Origin of the sequence: Candidatus Nucleicultrix amoebiphila FS5, from assembly GCF_002117145.1 — a bacterium.
Classification (GTDB): Bacteria; Pseudomonadota; Alphaproteobacteria; order Caedimonadales; family Nucleicultricaceae; genus Nucleicultrix; species Nucleicultrix amoebiphila.
Window position 1 is genome coordinate 1296872 of record NZ_CP008743.1, and the last position, 17955, is coordinate 1314826.

At 40.7% G+C, this 17955-nt stretch carries 15 protein-coding genes; 4 read left to right on the plus strand and 11 right to left on the minus strand.

The annotated features are described in order from the left end of the window. The first annotated feature begins 73 nt into the window (after positions 1-73). Entirely contained in the window at positions 74-982 is a 909-nt protein-coding gene (locus GQ61_RS06430) for a GGDEF domain-containing protein (protein ID WP_085784533.1), read from the plus strand. A 60-nt stretch (positions 983-1042) separates the two neighbouring features. Here GQ61_RS06430 and GQ61_RS06435 read toward each other — a convergent pair whose 3' ends face one another. Together GQ61_RS06435 and GQ61_RS06440 are read right to left on the minus strand one after the other, a co-directional pair. Beyond that, on the minus strand, positions 1043-2095 hold the full coding sequence (locus GQ61_RS06435; protein WP_085784534.1) for a hypothetical protein: 1053 nt from the start codon (positions 2093-2095) through the stop codon (positions 1043-1045). Between the two features lie 80 nt (positions 2096-2175). Further along, positions 2176-4062: a heavy metal translocating P-type ATPase gene (locus GQ61_RS06440; RefSeq protein WP_085784535.1), complete on the minus strand. Its 1887-nt coding sequence runs from the start codon at positions 4060-4062 to the stop codon at positions 2176-2178. A 154-nt stretch (positions 4063-4216) separates the two neighbouring features. On the opposite strand from GQ61_RS06440, the gene GQ61_RS06445 reads away from it, so the two are divergent. Then, complete coding sequence (locus GQ61_RS06445; protein WP_085784536.1) at positions 4217-4822, plus strand: hypothetical protein; 606 nt, start codon at positions 4217-4219, stop codon at positions 4820-4822. Between the two features lie 38 nt (positions 4823-4860). On the opposite strand, the gene GQ61_RS06450 is transcribed toward GQ61_RS06445, so the two are convergent. The 8 genes from GQ61_RS06450 to GQ61_RS06485 form a co-directional block, all read right to left on the minus strand. Beyond that, a complete protein-coding gene (locus tag GQ61_RS06450; RefSeq protein ID WP_085784537.1) occupies positions 4861-6201 on the minus strand; it encodes a hypothetical protein in 1341 nt (446 codons plus the stop codon). 134 nt (positions 6202-6335) lie between these two features. Further along, positions 6336-7985, minus strand: coding sequence for a hypothetical protein (locus GQ61_RS06455; protein ID WP_085784538.1), 1650 nt, complete (start codon positions 7983-7985; stop codon positions 6336-6338). Positions 7986-8183: 198 nt separating this feature from the next. Next, positions 8184-9422, minus strand: coding sequence for a hypothetical protein (locus tag GQ61_RS06460; protein WP_085784539.1), 1239 nt, complete (start codon positions 9420-9422; stop codon positions 8184-8186). Positions 9423-9557: 135 nt separating this feature from the next. After that, positions 9558-9992, minus strand: a complete 435-nt coding sequence (locus tag GQ61_RS06465) for an OsmC family protein (protein WP_232317307.1) — start codon at positions 9990-9992, stop codon at positions 9558-9560. A gap of 42 nt (positions 9993-10034) precedes the next feature. After that, complete coding sequence (locus GQ61_RS06470; protein ID WP_085784541.1) at positions 10035-10940, minus strand: aminoglycoside phosphotransferase family protein; 906 nt, start codon at positions 10938-10940, stop codon at positions 10035-10037. Beyond that, the gene (locus GQ61_RS06475; RefSeq protein ID WP_085784542.1) at positions 10937-11425 is read right to left on the minus strand and encodes a GNAT family N-acetyltransferase; all 489 of its coding nucleotides are present in this window, start codon (positions 11423-11425) and stop codon (positions 10937-10939) included. Before GQ61_RS06475 ends, GQ61_RS06470 begins: the two co-directional genes overlap by 4 nt. A 4-nt stretch (positions 11426-11429) precedes the next feature. Then, the gene (locus tag GQ61_RS06480) at positions 11430-12626 is read right to left on the minus strand and encodes an O-antigen ligase family protein (protein WP_085784543.1); all 1197 of its coding nucleotides are present in this window, start codon (positions 12624-12626) and stop codon (positions 11430-11432) included. A gap of 89 nt (positions 12627-12715) precedes the next feature. Next, positions 12716-13798: a hypothetical protein gene (locus tag GQ61_RS06485; protein WP_085784544.1), complete on the minus strand. Its 1083-nt coding sequence runs from the start codon at positions 13796-13798 to the stop codon at positions 12716-12718. A gap of 316 nt (positions 13799-14114) precedes the next feature. Here GQ61_RS06485 and GQ61_RS06490 point away from each other — a divergent pair, with 316 nt between their 5' ends. Further along, positions 14115-15914, plus strand: coding sequence for a DEAD/DEAH box helicase (locus GQ61_RS06490; protein WP_085784545.1), 1800 nt, complete (start codon positions 14115-14117; stop codon positions 15912-15914). Here the strand turns inward: GQ61_RS06490 and GQ61_RS06495 are convergent. Next, positions 15885-16235, minus strand: a complete 351-nt coding sequence (locus tag GQ61_RS06495) for a GNAT family N-acetyltransferase (RefSeq protein ID WP_198157296.1) — start codon at positions 16233-16235, stop codon at positions 15885-15887. The genes GQ61_RS06490 and GQ61_RS06495 overlap by 30 nt on opposite strands. A gap of 354 nt (positions 16236-16589) precedes the next feature. Here GQ61_RS06495 and GQ61_RS06500 point away from each other — a divergent pair, with 354 nt between their 5' ends. Beyond that, positions 16590-17921 (plus strand): hypothetical protein, encoded by a 1332-nt coding sequence (locus GQ61_RS06500; RefSeq protein WP_085784546.1) that lies wholly within the window; start codon positions 16590-16592, stop codon positions 17919-17921. Positions 17922-17955: the final 34 nt, after the last annotated feature.

Consider the following 17955-nt stretch of genomic DNA (forward strand, 5'->3'; position numbering starts at 1 on the left):
TTTTATAGGTTGTATTATTCTCCAGAACCAAGAACATCAAATGCTCTTAAGTAAGATGTAAATTAGGCAACGAATGAATAATAATATAAAAATCTGCCAGTCACTGATACACTCTATATTAGAATCAACAACGGAAGGTATTCTTTTTGTTGGCGTTGATAGAAGCCTCAGTCAATATAATAATAAATTCATAAAAATGTGGGAGATTCCCGATTCGATCATAAAAAGTAAGGACGATCGTATGGCGGTTGCCTGTGTTGCACAACAACTGGCAGATCCTCAGGAATTTGTTGCAGGCTTGCAGAGACTTTATACGAACCCGCGAGAAGATTGCTTTGATGAATTACACTTTCATGACGGGCGTGTTTTTCAGAGATATTCCGTTCCCCACATGATCGATAAGAAAATTATTGGGCGTATTTTTAGTTTTAAAGATATTACTAAAAATCATAATTTTTTATTACACACTGAACCCTATGATCCTATTACTGGTCTTCCGACAAAGATGCTTTTATTGGATAGGGTAAATCAGGGTTTACACTATGCAAGAAAGTATCATGAGAGTTTAGCTTTTTTATTTTTAGGGTTAAAGAATTATAGAGAAATTAAAGCGACAATTGGTTCGGACTTAATCGACTTATTATTAAGGATGATTTCAGAACGATTAGAAAAGTGCATTGGTGAATTTGATACATTGGCACGCTGGAATGAAGATGAGTTTGTGATTGTTTTAAAGAACATCAAGGGGCGTGAAGAAATAGTCCCCGTTCTTCGGCGATGCATGTTTGCCATGGAAAACTCTTTTGCGCTTCATTCTCACCATATCAAAGTGAATTTTAGTCTTGGTATTACTGTTTTTCCTGACGATGGAGAGACGTCAAGCACACTTTTAAAACACGCTAATCTGGCGATGTTACATTCTCAATCAAGTCATGGAAGCAGCATAAAGTTTTACAATGGTACCTTCTCATTTGAATATTGAGAAGAAGTCGGATTCTTAGAAAAAAATGAACACTAGGCGCTGTGTCTTTAGAGGATATTTCTATAAGAATTTCTCGACACCCATCCAGAGCATGTTGGTGATACTTGCAGCGAGCGTTCCATAAGCCTCTTTGGAAGATCGTAATTCTTCTTCATAACTTGACATCGTAAGAGTCGCTGGTGAAAATCTATAAAGACTTTCGCCCAAATAGCTGCCAAACTCGTAACTGATATTGACCAGACCAAAATGTATTTTTCTTTTAAGACTTAGCGGTGCTTTTGTTATAGAAGTTTCTTCCCGAGAGTCGAGAGTTTTTGATTTACCTTTCGAAACAGTCTTTGGTTTATTCCATGAGTCGAAGATTATGGGGATGTGTAAAAACAGTTTATCCGTGTAATAGTCTGCGAGTTCTATAAAGATAGAACTCGTAAAGTAGGAAAGAGCCCCGCCTGCAGCCATACAAGTAGCCATTTGAAATTCATCACTTAAATAATCATTTGGAGCCAAGACTTTTGATTGATGATAGTAGCCAGCAAACGCTATCGTAAAAGCTGTTACATAGTTCTTGAGAAACTTTTTTGATTCTTTGTAGAGGTTTTCCTCAGTTGGATCTTTCATAAAATTATAAAAGAAATTTCCAAAAGCTGAATCGAGTACTCCAAAAGAATCGTTTAGATAGCCTGCTCTTTTAAAAGAGCAATCATAAATTAATCCATCAAAAGCTTCTTTGGCTTCGGGCATCGTGCTCGAAAGCATGCTTCTGTAGTTAAAACCAACAGAAGAACTTAGTTCTTTCCCGATAGAGCGCATGGTCATACTTTGAACGACTTGATCTGGGGTAAGAAGACCATAGGCGAGTTTAAACTCAGACCGCATATCTTTACTTCCCATACCTTTTTTTATCGCTGCATCATAAATATCGATGGACTTTTGTAAGGTTTCTAAACTGAGTTTTTTGATAAAATCAGATGTGATGGGAAACTGGGGTTCAGAAGTTTTTTTGGATATTCTTTGAATTGCTTCGCCCTCATCTATCAAATCTGAAGACGCAAAACTGCAAAATGAATGCGCAGCAGCAATTAAAAAAACAATAATTAACACAATGGATCGCATAACAACGATCCCTCCCTTTAAAATTCCCTAACCTTCTTTAGATGGGTAGGTGTTGGGAAATTTCAAGATCAGTGTGATATTTAGGTATTCTTAATATGTATGGGTAAAGTTGTTTTCCAGGTCAGACGCAGGGCATTGAGAATGGCCAGAACATCGATGACTTCTTGCAATAAAGCTCCGGCCACGGGACCAATAAAACCTGCCGCTGCAAAGGCCATACCAAGACCGCTGAGTAACATCCCCCCCAAAGCACTTTGAAGGGCAATCCGACGCATACACGTGCTGATGTGTAATAAAGCGTCTACCTTACTTAAGGTATTCTCTAAAATGACAGCTCCAGCGGCTTCGGCTGTTACGGTTTCATGTTGACCAACAGCTAATCCTACGGTTGCTGCCGTAAGAGCAGGAGCGTCATTAATGCCATCTCCCATAAATAGAGTCGGCGCTTTTACTGTTTCGGCGCGTACCAACGCCAGTTTTTGTTCGGGCGTTTGACTGGAATAAGTTTCTTTGATGTCTAATTGCTTAGCGAGATATTCAACCTCTTCAGGACGATCGCCAGAAACTACCATGACTTTTTCAAAGTGGTGTATGGGTTTTAGATGGGAAATAAAAGAATGACCTTCCGCTCGCAAAGTATCGCGAAACTGCATTACTGCAGCCATTTGATCATCAATTAAGATAATACATTCCATGCCTGGTTTAAGATGCGGGAGAACGTTTGCGTGCTGAGGATGCGTCTGGAGAAGTTTTTTTCGATGGGTAATATGGACTTTGTGGTTTTGAATTTGACCTGTCAAACCGTGGCCAGGCTTTTCTGAGACGACCGTTGCTTCAAATAATGAAAGGTTAGAGGCCTCAGCGGCTGTGAGTATAGCTTTAGCCAGAGGGTGTTTCGAATAGCGTTCAAGGCTTGCGGTCAGCTGTAATATTTCATCTCGATCAAATCCTTCAAAAGTAAAAATATCCACCAAGCTTGCTTGACCGTAGGTTAAGGTGCCAGTCTTGTCGAAAATCGCCGTGCGACATGTGGGAAGACGCTCAAGAACAAGAGGATCTTTAATAATGATTCCAGTCTTAGCGGCAAGAGAAATGGCACTGATAAGTGTAATGGGGATGGCGATTAAAAGCGGACAAGGGGTGGCAATCACGAGAACTGACAAAAAGCGCAGAGGATCTCCGGAAAGGTACCAAGTAGCGGCGGCTATAATAAGCGCAAATGGAGCGAACAGGGCCCCTAGTTGATCTCCCAAGCGTCTCAGGTGTGGACGATGTTGTTCAGATTCTTCCATTACTTTCATGATCTTCGCATAGCGGGAATCCTGAGGGCGTCTTTGCGCATGCAAAAGCAACATAGATTCGCCATTGATGGCCCCCGAAAGAGCCATGACACCGGGTGCTTTTGTAACCAGATAAGGTTCTCCTGTCAGATAAGACTCATCCATACCGCCATGACCTTCAATGACAATGCTATCCACGGGACAAATTTCATGGGGATACAAAACAAGTACGTCACCTATGTTAATATGACTCACTTCAATGTCGACGATATCGCTTCCTTGTTTTAAATGGGCTTTTGAAGGCATACGCTGTGCAAGTAATCTTAATACAGCAGAAGCCCTAGCAAGAGCATAGTTTTCGAGCACTTGTCCGCTGGCAAGCATAAAAATGATGAGGCTGCAGGCTAGGTAAGATCCTAAATAAGCGGCAGTGATAATCGCAATAACGGCAAGAGCATCTGCCCCTAAATCCCCTTTAAACATCTTGATAATAATTTGAAAGGTTATTGGAATTCCTCCGATCACCATCAGGAAGATGAGCGGAAAGTCTTCAATCGCAATATTATGAATTCTTCCAAAATGTCCGAAAGACAAGAGAAGATAGGCCACTATAGATACAATCGAAAGGGCGAATATGAGACTTCGCCCTTTGCTTTCTAGTTGAAAAATAGCTTTCTTCTTTTCCATGCTGAATTATGCCCTGTAATTCAGAAGGACGCCACCCATTTGAAAAACACTCAATTTTTAAACGATTAATTTAAGTTTTTGAATCGTTTACCTTTTAGTAAGGTTTAGGTTTATAGGCTAATAAAGTGAATCATGAAGAATGGAGTGAGGTAACATGAAAAAGTTAATTCTCTTCTTTGTTGTTGTCTTATTTTTTTCATCAAAGGGGTTCACGAGTCACGAGGTCATCGTTGATTGGTTTGATCAAAAATCCGTGACGAAAGAAGTTAAGCAATCCTTGCAAAAACTTGATGACGGTAAATTCCCATTTGTATCCACCACGAATAACATTAAGGCTCTAAGCTATATAGACTCTTTTGAAGCTATGAGTGACCCCTTGATTTTTCAACACACGGATACAAAAAATAATCTATTTTTTGTTTTAAAAGATCAAGAAATACCCTTTGGATGCGGCTATTTAGCGCAAAGTACTCCCCATGAAGAATTTTCCTTGGAGCTGTATTTGGGGGCTCGGATAAAAGATCTGTATCCAGAGAATGAAATCGTCGCAGCAGCTTTTATTGTTGACGAAATAACGAAAGATTTTGAAGCGAAAAGTGTCAGCGTAACTTTTATTCCTGTACCCGGCATGGTTATTTCGCCGCGGAGCCGAGCCCTCCAAAAAAATCATCATGCCTTACAAATGCACTTAATGAGAAATGGCTTTTCTGTCTTAAAACATAACCCAGATTTGGTGCTTAGTTTGACAAAGCGTTTTTAATGAAAGACACATTTCTAGGTTTAAACACGGCATAATAATTATGCAGAAGATGAATCCTTTTCCAGGCGAGAGAAGAATTTTTCTACAAACAATTCTATCGGCTTTTTGAGGTGAACATAAACCGTTCCACCGTTACGATGTGTATGAGCGCGCGTAGAGAAATTCAATGCGGAGCATACTTTGTCATAAATAATGCACAAGTTGTTATAAATTTTTTGGGAAAAAGAGGCCTTGCTTTTATCAGTAAAGTCCAAGTCTTGAACATAGGTAGACACCTCTGTTTGAGAAAGTCTTTTGGCGCCCTCAACATATGTAACCGTCTCGGGATTAAAGTTATAGGGTTTTAAAACACTGGCCATAATCCCCACGAGCTGTAACTCACCATTGTCACCAATAATATACGCAGGTCCGCCACTGTCTCCTTGTTCAGAATAAACCGTCGATGTAGCTTGTTTGAATAAATAAAAAGGGTTCTCAAGAGACGTTGTCTCCCAGGTTCTAAATTCTTCGCGCTGACCCGCTTTTAGGGTTGTGAGTGAGTCAGTTAACTTCTCAAGAGTTTCCTCTTTTGATGAGAAAGCTTTAAGAGATGTTCTGGGCAAATATTTTCTCAGCTGATCGAGCGCTAAGAACTTCATCTTCTTTTTTGTAGGATTTTTTTTGCTTTGAACGTGTAAGGCAATGCCTGACTCTAAAGTGTGAGAATAATCTTGAAAAGCTGCAGAAAAGCTGTTTTTTCCTCTCAGTTTGGTTATAACTTGCCCCCCTGCGCGTTTCACGCCATCTTCAAAGACATTATTCTGCATTTTGGTTATGCCATAGCCCGCTAAAAAAACCGGCTGGGCAACCATTTGCTCGACGCTTAAGTTGCTTACTTTCGGAAGAGAGACATCGACAATGGCTTCATCTAAAATTCCAAAAACGTAGTCATTATCTTCGTTTGTGTCTTCTGGATTTGAATAATATAAATCTTGGATGCGACGAGAAACAGATGTGTTAGAGCCTTCCATTGCCAGAAATAATTTCTGTGCTGTGTAAGTGTCAATGTGATCTTGAATTGCGTCTGGCGTTAACTTTAGATGTGGAGCTTCAAATTCTTTTCTAAGATCTGCATAAAGTGTAAGAAAGATGTGTTTTGCGCTAACAAATACGCGGCCCTCATACTCAACAGGAAGACCAATGGATTGGGCGGATAAAAGTACCGCTGAGCCGAGAAGTTTTTCTGTGTCCCCCATACGCAGTCCAATGCGGGCTAACCCAGGGGCTTTCCCTCCATTTTTTATGATTGCTTCTTGATCATCGCTCTTAAAAGGAGTGCCTGCAAAAACCGTGGTTCCCGAAAGAATAAGAAGAATGAAAGAGAGTGATTTTAAAAACATATTATATTTCTTTGTTCCTAAATTAAAAAAGAAGTCCATTAATATTAGTTAAAGATTTACACAAGACAATTTTCCTATTTGGCTATTTAAGCCTAAGATCACTGTCTTGTGCAATCAATATCTTCGTATCTCTTTTACCTATCGTAAAAGTTCAAATATTTTTGCTCTTGTGCATACCGTATTTCCGCATCGGTAAATCCACGTGACTTGAGGATGCGCGCGATAGGATTTCGTTGAGCGAGTTCACGCAGTCTTTGACGCGCTTGATTAATCTGGTGCTCAAGAAGAGGGTTGTGCGTACCACTATGTTTTTGTTGATCCGTTAATTGTTTCAGTCCAGAGCGCACATCGAGCTCTTTGAACCATCTCATATAAATGGGTTCCATTTGGTTGTAACGACGCTCAATGCTATAGGTGTTTAAAGCCCTTTGGATGCTTTCTGGATCGTCAATGTCAACAAGCAAACTGCTTTCTTGTGGAGGTGATTTTGGCTTTTCTAGTACAATGATATCTGCACTCATTGTGCTTCTTTGTTGAGAATGGGGCTGCATGGGTCTCACTGAAACAACATCGTCAAAATAACGTTGATCTTCTGAAGAAAACGCGATGTCAGCGGATTGTAGAGATCCTTGATGTCTTCCTGAAGGAAAAACAAATACAGGTGCTTGATGGGTGGGCGCCACAGGTTTTGTCAAATCAATAATCTTTTTTTCAGTGCTTCTTTGCTTTTTTTTAGTTCTGCTTTCACTTTGCATTTGTGTTGATTGATCTTCCTCATCATCGATCTCTATTGTCTGTATTGGCTGAACCATCGTTGAGCTTGAAGTCCTCGAAACAGTAGGGAAATCCCTAGACGATGATGATGGGAATGATGACACGACAGGTAGGGGGAGTGGGTTAAAGCTTAGGCTTTGGCTTTGACTCACTGGAGTCCTTATTGGAGTAAGACTATAGTGAGCAAACCCAATCGGTGATGCGTGGTGGTGTTGAGGCTCAATACGGGTTAACTGTAATTTTAAACGAAATCCCTCATAACAACGTTGGTATGCAAATTGTGTTTCTGCATCATTGCGGCCTTCAGCAACATAATAGCTACTCTCCCCAATTTGCTTTGTTTTTTTGAACCTCAGAAGGTGTGCTTTTACGGTTGATCCTAACTCTCCCTCATCATGAATTGTTCCAAATTGATCGCACATTTGAAACTTAACACGGTAATGGGTGCCCTCAATATTAACAACATCGCCATGGTGTGCGACGTAATCCAAAACAGGGCGTTCTAAAAGAGCTGGTGCTCCTTTGGAACGTTGATCGTAGGAAGGATCTATAGGTGGAAAAAATGAAGTATGGCGTAATTGACTTTGATATCGGGGGGCGTGTGAATCATTATCTTTCAAAGAATCTATAATCTGATGACGCGGAGCTCTGACAATTCTACGGGGTTGTTGTATTTGTCCTAAATGACTTTGTATATCTGCGTGAAATACTTGAGGATGGATAGGTGCTCTTGTTGGAACAGTATCTCTTGTATCTTCTTGGGACGTTGATCCAAAGAGGGATGAACTTAAAAATGACCCAACTGAATAAGCCATGGAACATAGCGTAGAGAAGAGACCTGATCCGCTAGCCGATGGCGCTTGATAGATTTCATCAAGCGTACGTTTTTGGACCTGACGGATTGGGGGATGGCTTCTATCATCTTGATTGTGCCAACTGGCTTGAACAGAAGCAATTGCTGTCGTTGATAAAGCAACAAACATTAAAGATCGAATGAACTTTGTTTTCATAAATACCCCTCTACGATTCCCCACAGAAGTCATATGGGAGTATTTTTCAAACTTTCAATGCGCTGACGATCTTAAGCCTATAACAATCTCATGATAAATAGAAAACTCTAGATTCTATTTAGTCATCAGGTGAATTTTCGATAACAGGAAAAGCTTTAGCCTGTTCTCGTTACTTGTGCATACTATGCCTGATCTCTGTTATTTCTCGTAAAAATTTAAAAATCTTTGATCCCTAGCATAACGTATTTCTTTATCATTAAACCCACGTGACTTGAGGATGGTGTAGATGGGGTTTGTACGAGCGAGCTCTATGAGTTTTGCACGTGCACTCTTTGTTTGATATTCAATTTGGCGTAGTTTTTCAGGGTCATCAGAGCCCCATTCATCATAAATCTTTTTATCTGCATAAGCCCTTTTAAGACCTGATTCTATACTAAGCTCTTTGTACCATTCCATGTAAATGGGCTCCATTTGGTTATAGCGACGCTCGATACTATATGTTCTTAAGGCTTTTTGGAGGCTTTCAGGATCGTCAATATCAACAATTAAGCCGCTCCCTTGACGTGACGGCTGCGCTTTTTCTTCGACAATCATATCAGGGAGATCCTCGTCTATCTGAATCAAATGAGAGTGTGCCTGTTGCTGAACGCTTGAGAATGGACCTGAGGGCAAAATCAATATGTCTTCTTCATCTGTTTCAAAGGTAGGCGTAGTAAGATCAAGAATGATGGTGTTGTTCTTTTTTTGTCTTTTCTTGGGTCTTTCAGGAGTATTTCCCTGAGGTGCGTGATCGTCATTATCATCAATGATCAGGAGAGGAGCGTGGGAGGTTGAAGTAGACGTCCTAGATACACCTCCATAAGGTAAGCTTTGCGGCAATAAAATAGAATTCTGTGATGCAAAGTTTGAAGACTCTAAAAAGCTGGAGGGTTGATAGTGAAATGATTCATCCGCAAATCCTTGTCCATTGGAAGGAGGATAGCCTTGTGTGAATGAATTACTTTGATATACATGAGCTTGTGGATATCTATCCGGAAATGAATCTATCAAGTGATGACGCGGAGCTCTTAAAACTCTCTGAGATTCTTGTTCTTGGTTATGGGTAAAATAATTCTGTACATCAGCTTGGAACAATAAAGATGAACCCTGTGCTCTTGTTGGAACGGTGTCTCTTGCGTCTTCTTGAGAAGTGAACCCGAAAGAAGTGCGCAAAAATGAACCAAGGGAACTCAATCCTGAAGAAGCCAGAGAATATGTAGTCGATAAGAAGGTGTTACCGGTAGAAGGAGGGGTTTGATAGATATCATCAAAGGTACGTTTATTGGTTTGGGGTCTATGTGCAGGAGGTTGCTCATAATTCCAGCTTGCTTGCAAAGAAGGCAAAGCGGTTGTTGATAATGCAATAAACATTAAAGATCGAACAAACTTGGTTCTCATAAAACATACTCCTATATTCCCTTATAGGTTTATATGGGAGTACGCATTCAACATTTCAATGATACCCAGCGCTTTAAGTCCCTGAGTAGGGAGCAAGGTTTTTAAAGAACCATAAAAATAGCTGTCCTCTATAAACTAGACTAACTCAGCTGCAAGTGTGATCTTTACAGTTGATAAAGCGCGAGAGATAGGACACCCTGTTTTTGCTGATTGGGTACAGCGTTCAAAGTCTGCTTGTGAAAGTCCTGGGGCATGGACTTTGGTACTTAGGTTGATTTCGGTTAAAGCAAAACCTGTAGCGTCTTTATCTAAGGTGACAGCTGCCGTTGTTTTAATAGATTCTGGGGGAAACCCTGCTTGCGTCAATAGAGCGGAGAGGGCCATTGAGAAACACCCCGCATGGCCGGCTGCAATCAATTCTTCAGGATTGGTGAGGGAGCTGTGCTCTGATGTACGTTCTTTAAAACTATAGGGGCCCTCAAAAACTTTACTCCCCAAGTGAATCGTTCCTTGGCCGTTCATAAGGTCTCCAGACCAGTGAGCGTCTGATTTTCGTGTAATTGCCATCATTGTCTCCCTTATCTTTTGATCCTTGATCATCGCAAAATTGTATTAATATTCTATGAAGGTTTCGGCTAAATGCAGCATTTTTTGAGGATCTCCCTTATCTTCAACAAACCATGCCGCCGAAAGCATAATGCGCAAAAACACCCAATCTCTCACACGACTTTCATCAAGAGCGGCTAGGGTAGAAAGTTGCGTTATGCGTTTAAAAAGTAACGGTTTTATCGTGCGCGGGTCAGACATTTCAGAATCACGAATCAGATCAAAAGCAGCAAGTTCAAACTCTGGTTCTCCTATAATGCCTTTCGGGTCGATGGCGAGCCATTCATGGCCATTGAGCAAAATATTATCGTGATGCAAATCCCCATGAAGCACTAAATTTTCTTTCATTGTCTTTATTTGTTGATCTTTTAAATACTTTGCTTTTTTAAGCAAGAGCGTAGGAAGTTGATTTGAAGAAGAACAGTCCAGGACTTTAAACCAATCATTGATGTGAAGAAAATGCGTTAGGTCTTGAGGAGCTGCTTTTTTATGAAGCTTTTTCATCACGTCAACGTAACGTTCCATCGCTTTTTCTGGGTGCTTTAAATAGAGATCTTTTAAGGAATTTCCGGGGACAGCTTGCTGTAAAAGTAAGGCCTGATACTCAGGATTGTCGTCGATGAGGATGATCGATCCATCGCCATCAAAATGTTTTAGGGCCCTTAGTTCTTCTTCCAGTGTCTTTTGATCACAACTTATTTTAATAACAACCGCACCATGGTGTTGATGCGTAGCCTTAACAACATAGTTATAGTTCATGGTTGTTACGGGCATAATATTTTCTAACTGCCAATACTCTTTCAGAATTAAGATCACTTTGGGAAGATTAGCCAACCACTGCTTCCCTCGATTGCCATACAGGGCAAGGATATTTTTCTCGAGGATATTCACGTGATTGGAAGGATTTTTCATGATCCCAATGAATACTGCATAATGGGCGCCATTTTCCCGGGCACGGTAATCATGGGCAAATCTCCAATTTTGAGAGCGCCCATGCGCGTATAAAATCCAAAAGAATTAGGATCTGACCAAAACGTAAATTCTTTCCAACGCTTTTTCTTGGCCTCTGCAATGCAGTGACCCCACAAAAGACGACCATAGCCTTGACCAATAAATTTTGTATTCAAATGAAAATGATTGAGATGTATAGGATCTTCATCTGTTTTAAAAAGATAAAATCCCACTGTTTCTGCCTCTCTTTCCAGAATGAAACCAAAACCATTTTGAAAATAATTCTCATCATAAATACCAACAGCTTTCATGTAACGTTGAACGTCCTCTTCAGCATATCCCCAGTATTTTTTCCCTTCATAGATAATGGTATTAATAAGAGGTAAATCTTTGGGAGTTATGGGTCTATAATTGAAGCGTTGTTGGTGAGGGAGTGGAGGATTCATAGAGTTAAACCTTTTTATAAGGATGTGTTTTTTTCTGAGTGATGCCCAAAGAAAGTCCCAGAAAAGCAAAGAAAAGAATATTATCAATGATATCGCCTGATTTTAAGGCATTTATAAAGCAGAAAACGAGTACATAGAGGGGAACGGACCTCAATCCGGAAAGCCAAAATTTATAACAAGAGGTGATTAAGAGGAGCAAAAATAGAAGTAATCCCACTATTCCAGATTCAGCCATGATTTCGAGAAAAATATTATGAGGATGTAATTGAGGGTCATTCAGGGCTTGATACGTAGGCCACCCCCCAATGCCCAAGCCAAAAATTGGGGCGCTTATAAAGGCATGCCAGGCAGATTTGAAATATTCAAGTCTTTCTAAAATTGCACTATCCCCCTTGGGATGAAGGAGAGATTGAAGCCTTTCTAGGGAAGCCATAGGGGTTTCAAAAGAGGTCAGAAATTTAAAAGCTCCATACATCATCAATAAACTTAGGCTCATTAATGCTAGAAAAGAGAGGATTCTTTTTAAGTGCATCTTGTTTAAAAATATATAAAAAATAAGGGTGAACCCAAGGCTTAATAAAGGACCGCGTCCTCCTAAATGAAGCATTAAAAAAATTATAGCACCTGCTGCAAAGCTTGTAAGAATAGAAACAAGTCGAGTGTTGGATTTTTTGTTGAGATCTAAGAGGAGAAAAAAGCCAATACCTAAGGTCTGACCTGTGACTAAATAGGTTGTGCCAAAGGCCATTTGAATCTGACCGGGGGTGAGAGCATAAATAGTTAATCCACCGATTAATGTGAGCAGAGAAAATAAGAGTGTTAGAGTTAAAAATCGCGCGAGTCTTAGGTCATCACTTCCTACGAGCAGGGATCCTGTGAAAAAGGCGGGCATTGTAAAGAGGAGTAGAAATATAGCTTTTGCCGCACCATTCACTCCAGCAATAGACCAAAAAGCTGACAGAATCATCCATAAAGCCCATGCAATAAAAAACCATTGGGGAGGCGTCATGTGAAGATGCAGATGTTTTTTTTGAAAATATAAAGACCCTCCAAGAAGGATAATAGGAAGACTTAATAGCAATCCCCAGTCTACCTCTTCAAAGATTCTGCCTATATGCTTGTATTGATAAGAGAAAAGAAAAAGAATCAATAACCCTTCAAAACTGAAAGTGCTTTTCATAAAGGTCAAAATTTTATTCATTTTTTCTCCTTACCTTATTAGGGGCAGTGTACATAGAAAAAAAGAGGCCCACCAGGGCCTCTTTTCTCGGGTCAGACTCGGTAAATTTTTTAAGAAACCCGGCCTTTACGAACCATGTTTCCCCAAAGGTCTTCAAGTATCTTCAAAGAAGTTGTGGTTTGTTCAAGCTTAAGATCGAGAGCCATTACAAAGTTTGTATACTTTTGGTATACTTTCTTTAATAAGCTGGCATTAGTGTCGCTAGAATCTTTTGTGATTTCTAACGTGTTCAAGGCTTTGCTCACTTTTGCTGAAGGAGCAATTTCTTTATCTCCCGCAGTTGTGATCTCCATATGAAGCGTTTTAGCAGCTTTTGTAAGCTTGCCTTTCTTTTGGTCGAGCTTTTCAATCTTTCTTTTGAAAGTTGAAGAGAGAGGGTCGAACATGTTGAGCCATGCCTCTATCTTTTTTGACGCATCTTCTAAAAGGACTCCAAAAATTTCAACAAGCTGCTTGTTAAGCGTCGTTAAACGTTCCCGTCCGGATCGGGTTATATTCAATGAGGCTATAGGGCTCTTGCTCAGAAGGTCTTCAGGGTCAAGGGTAACTGAAAAAATCTTTGTTCCGATACGTTGTTTAATCATGAGACCGTAAGGCTCATTCTCGCCCCAAACTTGATCTTGTTGGAACCCATGAAAAAAGTCATGCCCAGGAACTTTCAAAGCAGCCAATCGATCGAGCTTCTGTATGTTGTTAGCTGCATTAAAGAAATCAGCAAAAGTTTTTAGGGTGCTTTTCTTCTTTGTCTGCATTTCACTGATGTTTTCTAGAGTAAACTTCTTTATAAAAAGTTTTTGTAGTTCATCAACAGCTTCTCCTGTGGCTTGAGCAGTCTCTGTAGCGCCGAGCAAAAGGCCAGGATATTTGGAAGATGGTTGGTAAACCGTATCAAACTTTTCTTTTTTTGTTGCAAAAGCTTGGCTTGCTTCAAGAGCATCGCGATCTAATTTTGAGTCAGTGTTAGAGGATGAAGTGGTCTTGGACAGATAAACTTTTGCGAGACTCTGAGAAGTAGCAACAAGCTCTTCTGTTTCTTGAGATAAGCCGGAGCTAAATGAATTGCCCACTTGACCAAAACCAATCAAGGCAAATGTCAAGAGGGTTGTCTTTAGTAAAATATTCTGTTGAATCATTGTCGTTCCTTTCTGAAACTTGATCCTCGGTAAAATATTGACTTTTAGTAAAATATCAACAAAATTTTATAAAAATTTTTATAGATTTGTACCTACTGTATGAAACGCTTCCGTTTGAGATATTAGAATTTATGGGGCTTTTAAAGGTGTTCTCTAGTAATAAGAATATTAATTTATCTTTTTACTATCTATTATTGGATTTTAGTATTATAAGGATCAGGAATTATACCAATGTGGATAAGATCCCTTTTCTTGAGTTAATCTCATCCCCAAATTTTTAATCATTAAATAAGTTGCCCCAAGGACATATGCTTTTATGACTACTTTTCAAAACTTTGGTTTGCCTGAAGAGCTCCACCAAGCGCTCACCCAGTTGCAATTCATTACCCCTACACCTATCCAAGCCCAAGCGATTCCCCTGGCTCTTGAAGGACGAGACATTATTGGTTCAGCCCAAACAGGTACAGGAAAGACGGCAGCTTTCGTTTTACCTTTGATTTCGAAACTGATGGCATCTAAGCAAGAGACAGCCCTTGTTCTGACCCCAACGCGAGAGTTGGCAATGCAGGTTATTGAATTTGTGCGTAAGCTTTTGGGGAAAAATAATAAAATTCAAGCAGCACTTCTTATTGGCGGTGATTCTATGTACAAGCAGATTAGTCAACTGCGCGCTAATCCTCGCTTGATTATTGGTACGCCTGGTCGTGTCAATGACCACTTGAGACGTCGGTCCTTAAACTTGCAAAAAACCTCTTTCCTTGTACTCGATGAAATGGATCGGATGCTCGATATTGGCTTTGGTGTACAGTTGGAAGAGATTGCAAAATATCTTCCGAAAGAAAGACAAACGTTGATGTTCTCAGCAACTTTGCCAAAGAACTTCGCAGCCCTTTCACAAAAATACCTGACCAATCCAGAACGCATTGCCGTTGGATCGACGGATACCCCTTCTGTAAATATTAAACAAGAAAGTCTCTTTCTGAGTCAGGCCGAAAAATACACACAGCTTATTAAAGAATTGGATCAACGTTCTGGCACGGTTTTGATTTTTGCGAAAACAAAAATATCCGTAGAAAAGCTTTCAAAGAAACTCGCAAATGATGACTATAGTTCTAGTTTTATTCATGGTGACCTAAGACAATCAAAGCGCGCTCAAACAATCCGCAGTTATCTTAATAAAAAGTATCGCATCTTAGTAGCGACAGATGTTGCAGCGCGTGGACTCGATATACCGCACATTGAACATGTGATTAATTATGATCTTCCCCAATGTCCCGAGGATTACATCCATCGTATTGGAAGAACAGCGCGCGCTGGTTTGACAGGATCAGCGTTGTGCTTTATCTCTCCCGATGAAAAACGTAAGTGGATGGCTATTCAAAATTTGATTAATCCAGGACAGAGATCTGAGTCGCCGCGATTTGAAGGACGTTCTAAATCCGGCAAAGCGCGCCGTTTTGATGATTCCCCCAGATTTGGCAAACGTGGTTCTTCGGGTGAGAGAAAGTTTGGAGGCGGCGGATCGAAGTCTCGTCAACGTCCTTGGTTAGAAGACAAGCCTCTGGAGAGCAGGGTTAAAGGTCCAAGATCAAAGTCCTTGCATGAGGAAGAGTCTGATCGTCCTAAGAAGTCTTGGGGAAAGCCCTCAGCCGATCGTTTTTACGATAAGCCGGAAAAATCAAAAAAGGTGTGGTCTAAAGAAGAAAGACCAACTTTTGGAGAGAGACCTGCAAAAGCGAAGAGATTTGGTTCCAGGGAAGAGAGACCGTCTTTCGGTGATAGACCCGTAAAGTCTAAGAGATTTGCGTCTCGCGAGGATCATTTTGATTTTGATGATAAACCCGCAAGACCCCGAAAGTTTAGTTCGAAAGAAGATCGTCCAGCCTTTGGTGGAAATGGGGCAAAGTCGAAAAAATTCTGGTCTAAAGAAGAGAAGCCGTCTTTCGGTGATAGACCCGCAAAGAAGAAATTTGGCTCAAAAGAAGAACGTCCTTCTTTTGGGGGGAAACCCTCAAAATCGAAAAAATTTGGGAAAGATACGTTTAAAGAGCGTGATCAGGCACGAAAGCCTTTTAAAGGTCGGCCTTCAAACGCCAAAAAGAGAGATTCTCGATAAAACCAGCGTCTCATGACCCTTATAGGAGGTTAAGTGCTGTTGTTGATAACCGCACTTTTCCGCCAAACGGAGGGAAGGGAGATTCTCCGGACGAATGATACAGCACGTCTTCTTTTCTTTAAGATAGGCATCACCCCAGGCGGTAACTGCTTTTACAGCTTCATAACCATAGCTTTGACCATGAAAGGGATAGGCTAAAGCACACCCCATTTCTGGGCTTTCTAAGGCGGGTATCATGTCCCGTTTAAAATCTGCAAAGCCGACATCCCCCACAAAGCGTTGGGTGGATTTTTCTTCCACGCGCCAATAGCCAAATCCCAAAGTAAACCAAAGACCTCAATACCGAAGTATCCTGTTCCAGACGTCTTTCTTGTTAAAGGGCTGCCCGCCAATATAGCGTGTGACAAGAGGGTCCGCCCACATTTTGGCACAGTCTGACCAGTCGTCGGGGTGATGCGCGCGAAGATAAAGATGCTTTGTTTCTAGGAAAGGAATGAGTTGATCGGGGCACTGTTTCAAGTTAATCATCGGTATTCATTAAGCACTATGCTTGTTCATTTTTAAAAAAATTATTTTATAATACTTTAAGTGTTAAATTATCTACTTGTCAAAATTAAAGATCGTGTCTATGTTCGGAAAGAATTTGCAAAACAATATCTAAGGATGCCTCTTCATATGTTTATGCGACTACTGTTCGTTTTAGTTTCTTTATCGATGGTTCCCTCAGAGGGTTTTTGCGTGCTTATTGGAAATGTTTATATACCTGGACTTGAAGGAGCAGACGTTGATGTCGTCGATGATACCCGTTTTGGGAGTGCCAGGAGTTTCCCCATTGGGAGCCTCATTTATGCTGGGAATTATAGGACAGACGATGATGAACTTGAGACGCATAGGGGACCTGCTTTGAGTTCTTCTAGCGAGGGTGCCGTTTACATGGTGAATTATGGGTTTGGCGTCATTGTGACCAGTCCTGAAGTATACGAAGCCATGGAAGGGACCAGTTTTTTATTTCGGATCATCGAGGTCATCATACACAGAGAGAGAAATGAGGAAAATCAGGATCCATATCAGCATCTTAGTTACATAAAGGATATTCCTCAAAGAGGGACACGCTATAATTCAGAGGATCTCGCAGCTCTCCTGAGCAATACAAGAGAAGCAATTCAAGATCAGCCCTGGATTGACAATGGCACACACGTTTTTAGAAATAATGATGCTGAAAATGTTATGGATAAAGAACGCATTAGTCGAACTTATGAAAGTTTGAAAGTACTTTATGATGAAACCCTCGATCAAGAAGGCAAAGAAGGGGATTTGTTTGCCGATTTACAGAAATACCTGCTTGGTCTACGGGAGGATAGTCCTGTCTTTCATCTTCTTAAGGCTGCCCTGCTCACAGTGCACCCACCTCTTAACGGGGATCTCTTTTATGGCAATGAGGATGAACCCAATTACCCTCCTCTTTCTGTTAATCAACTGTACACCACTTTTAAAAAGGCAGAGGGCCTCTATGATGTGGTTTGGATGGCTAATGCCGCTGCCAGAGTCTGGCACTTGGTGAACACTTTAAAACCAGAAAATCCAACAGAAGAAAGCGAACAGAAATTTCGGCACATGCTTCAACAGGACTTTGTCAAAGCGCTCGCCAGGTGTATTCGCCCCAATGCTTTAAGTCGTGTGTGTGATCTAGGAAAAATGCAACGCATGCTCTGTGTTCTGCAAGGATATGTTCCCGGCATTATGATCGACGATGTGGAAGCCCCTGTGACAAGTGACCAATTTTTAAAGGGATTTATGGTTAAATTTGAACCGCTTCTGCCCGATATCCTGAACAAGGAAACCGATGAACAAAGAACTTTTGTGAACACGATGAGAACTTCTTTAACGACTGAATTTCAAGAAGCAAAAAAAGATACGGAGGAGTTTGCAGTGTTTCGCAACGATGTGGAAAAACAATTCAATAACTTCATCAGGTTATCTTTTGATTTAGAAGATGATCACGACTAAAGAATAGGACAGCATCCCTCGTCATTGAGAACAC

Coding starts and splice junctions, on each gene's coding strand:
- GQ61_RS06430 (WP_085784533.1), top strand. CDS start 74: ATGAATAATAATATAAAAATCTGCCAGTCACTGATACACTCTATATTA.
- GQ61_RS06435 (WP_085784534.1), bottom strand. CDS start 2,095: ATGCGATCCATTGTGTTAATTATTGTTTTTTTAATTGCTGCTGCGCAT.
- GQ61_RS06440 (WP_085784535.1), bottom strand. CDS start 4,062: ATGGAAAAGAAGAAAGCTATTTTTCAACTAGAAAGCAAAGGGCGAAGT.
- GQ61_RS06445 (WP_085784536.1), top strand. CDS start 4,217: ATGAAAAAGTTAATTCTCTTCTTTGTTGTTGTCTTATTTTTTTCATCA.
- GQ61_RS06450 (WP_085784537.1), bottom strand. CDS start 6,201: ATGTTTTTAAAATCACTCTCTTTCATTCTTCTTATTCTTTCGGGAACC.
- GQ61_RS06455 (WP_085784538.1), bottom strand. CDS start 7,985: ATGAAAACAAAGTTCATTCGATCTTTAATGTTTGTTGCTTTATCAACG.
- GQ61_RS06460 (WP_085784539.1), bottom strand. CDS start 9,422: ATGAGAACCAAGTTTGTTCGATCTTTAATGTTTATTGCATTATCAACA.
- GQ61_RS06465 (WP_232317307.1), bottom strand. CDS start 9,992: ATGATGGCAATTACACGAAAATCAGACGCTCACTGGTCTGGAGACCTT.
- GQ61_RS06470 (WP_085784541.1), bottom strand. CDS start 10,940: ATGAAAAATCCTTCCAATCACGTGAATATCCTCGAGAAAAATATCCTT.
- GQ61_RS06475 (WP_085784542.1), bottom strand. CDS start 11,425: ATGAATCCTCCACTCCCTCACCAACAACGCTTCAATTATAGACCCATA.
- GQ61_RS06480 (WP_085784543.1), bottom strand. CDS start 12,626: ATGAATAAAATTTTGACCTTTATGAAAAGCACTTTCAGTTTTGAAGGG.
- GQ61_RS06485 (WP_085784544.1), bottom strand. CDS start 13,798: ATGATTCAACAGAATATTTTACTAAAGACAACCCTCTTGACATTTGCC.
- GQ61_RS06490 (WP_085784545.1), top strand. CDS start 14,115: ATGACTACTTTTCAAAACTTTGGTTTGCCTGAAGAGCTCCACCAAGCG.
- GQ61_RS06500 (WP_085784546.1), top strand. CDS start 16,590: ATGTTTATGCGACTACTGTTCGTTTTAGTTTCTTTATCGATGGTTCCC.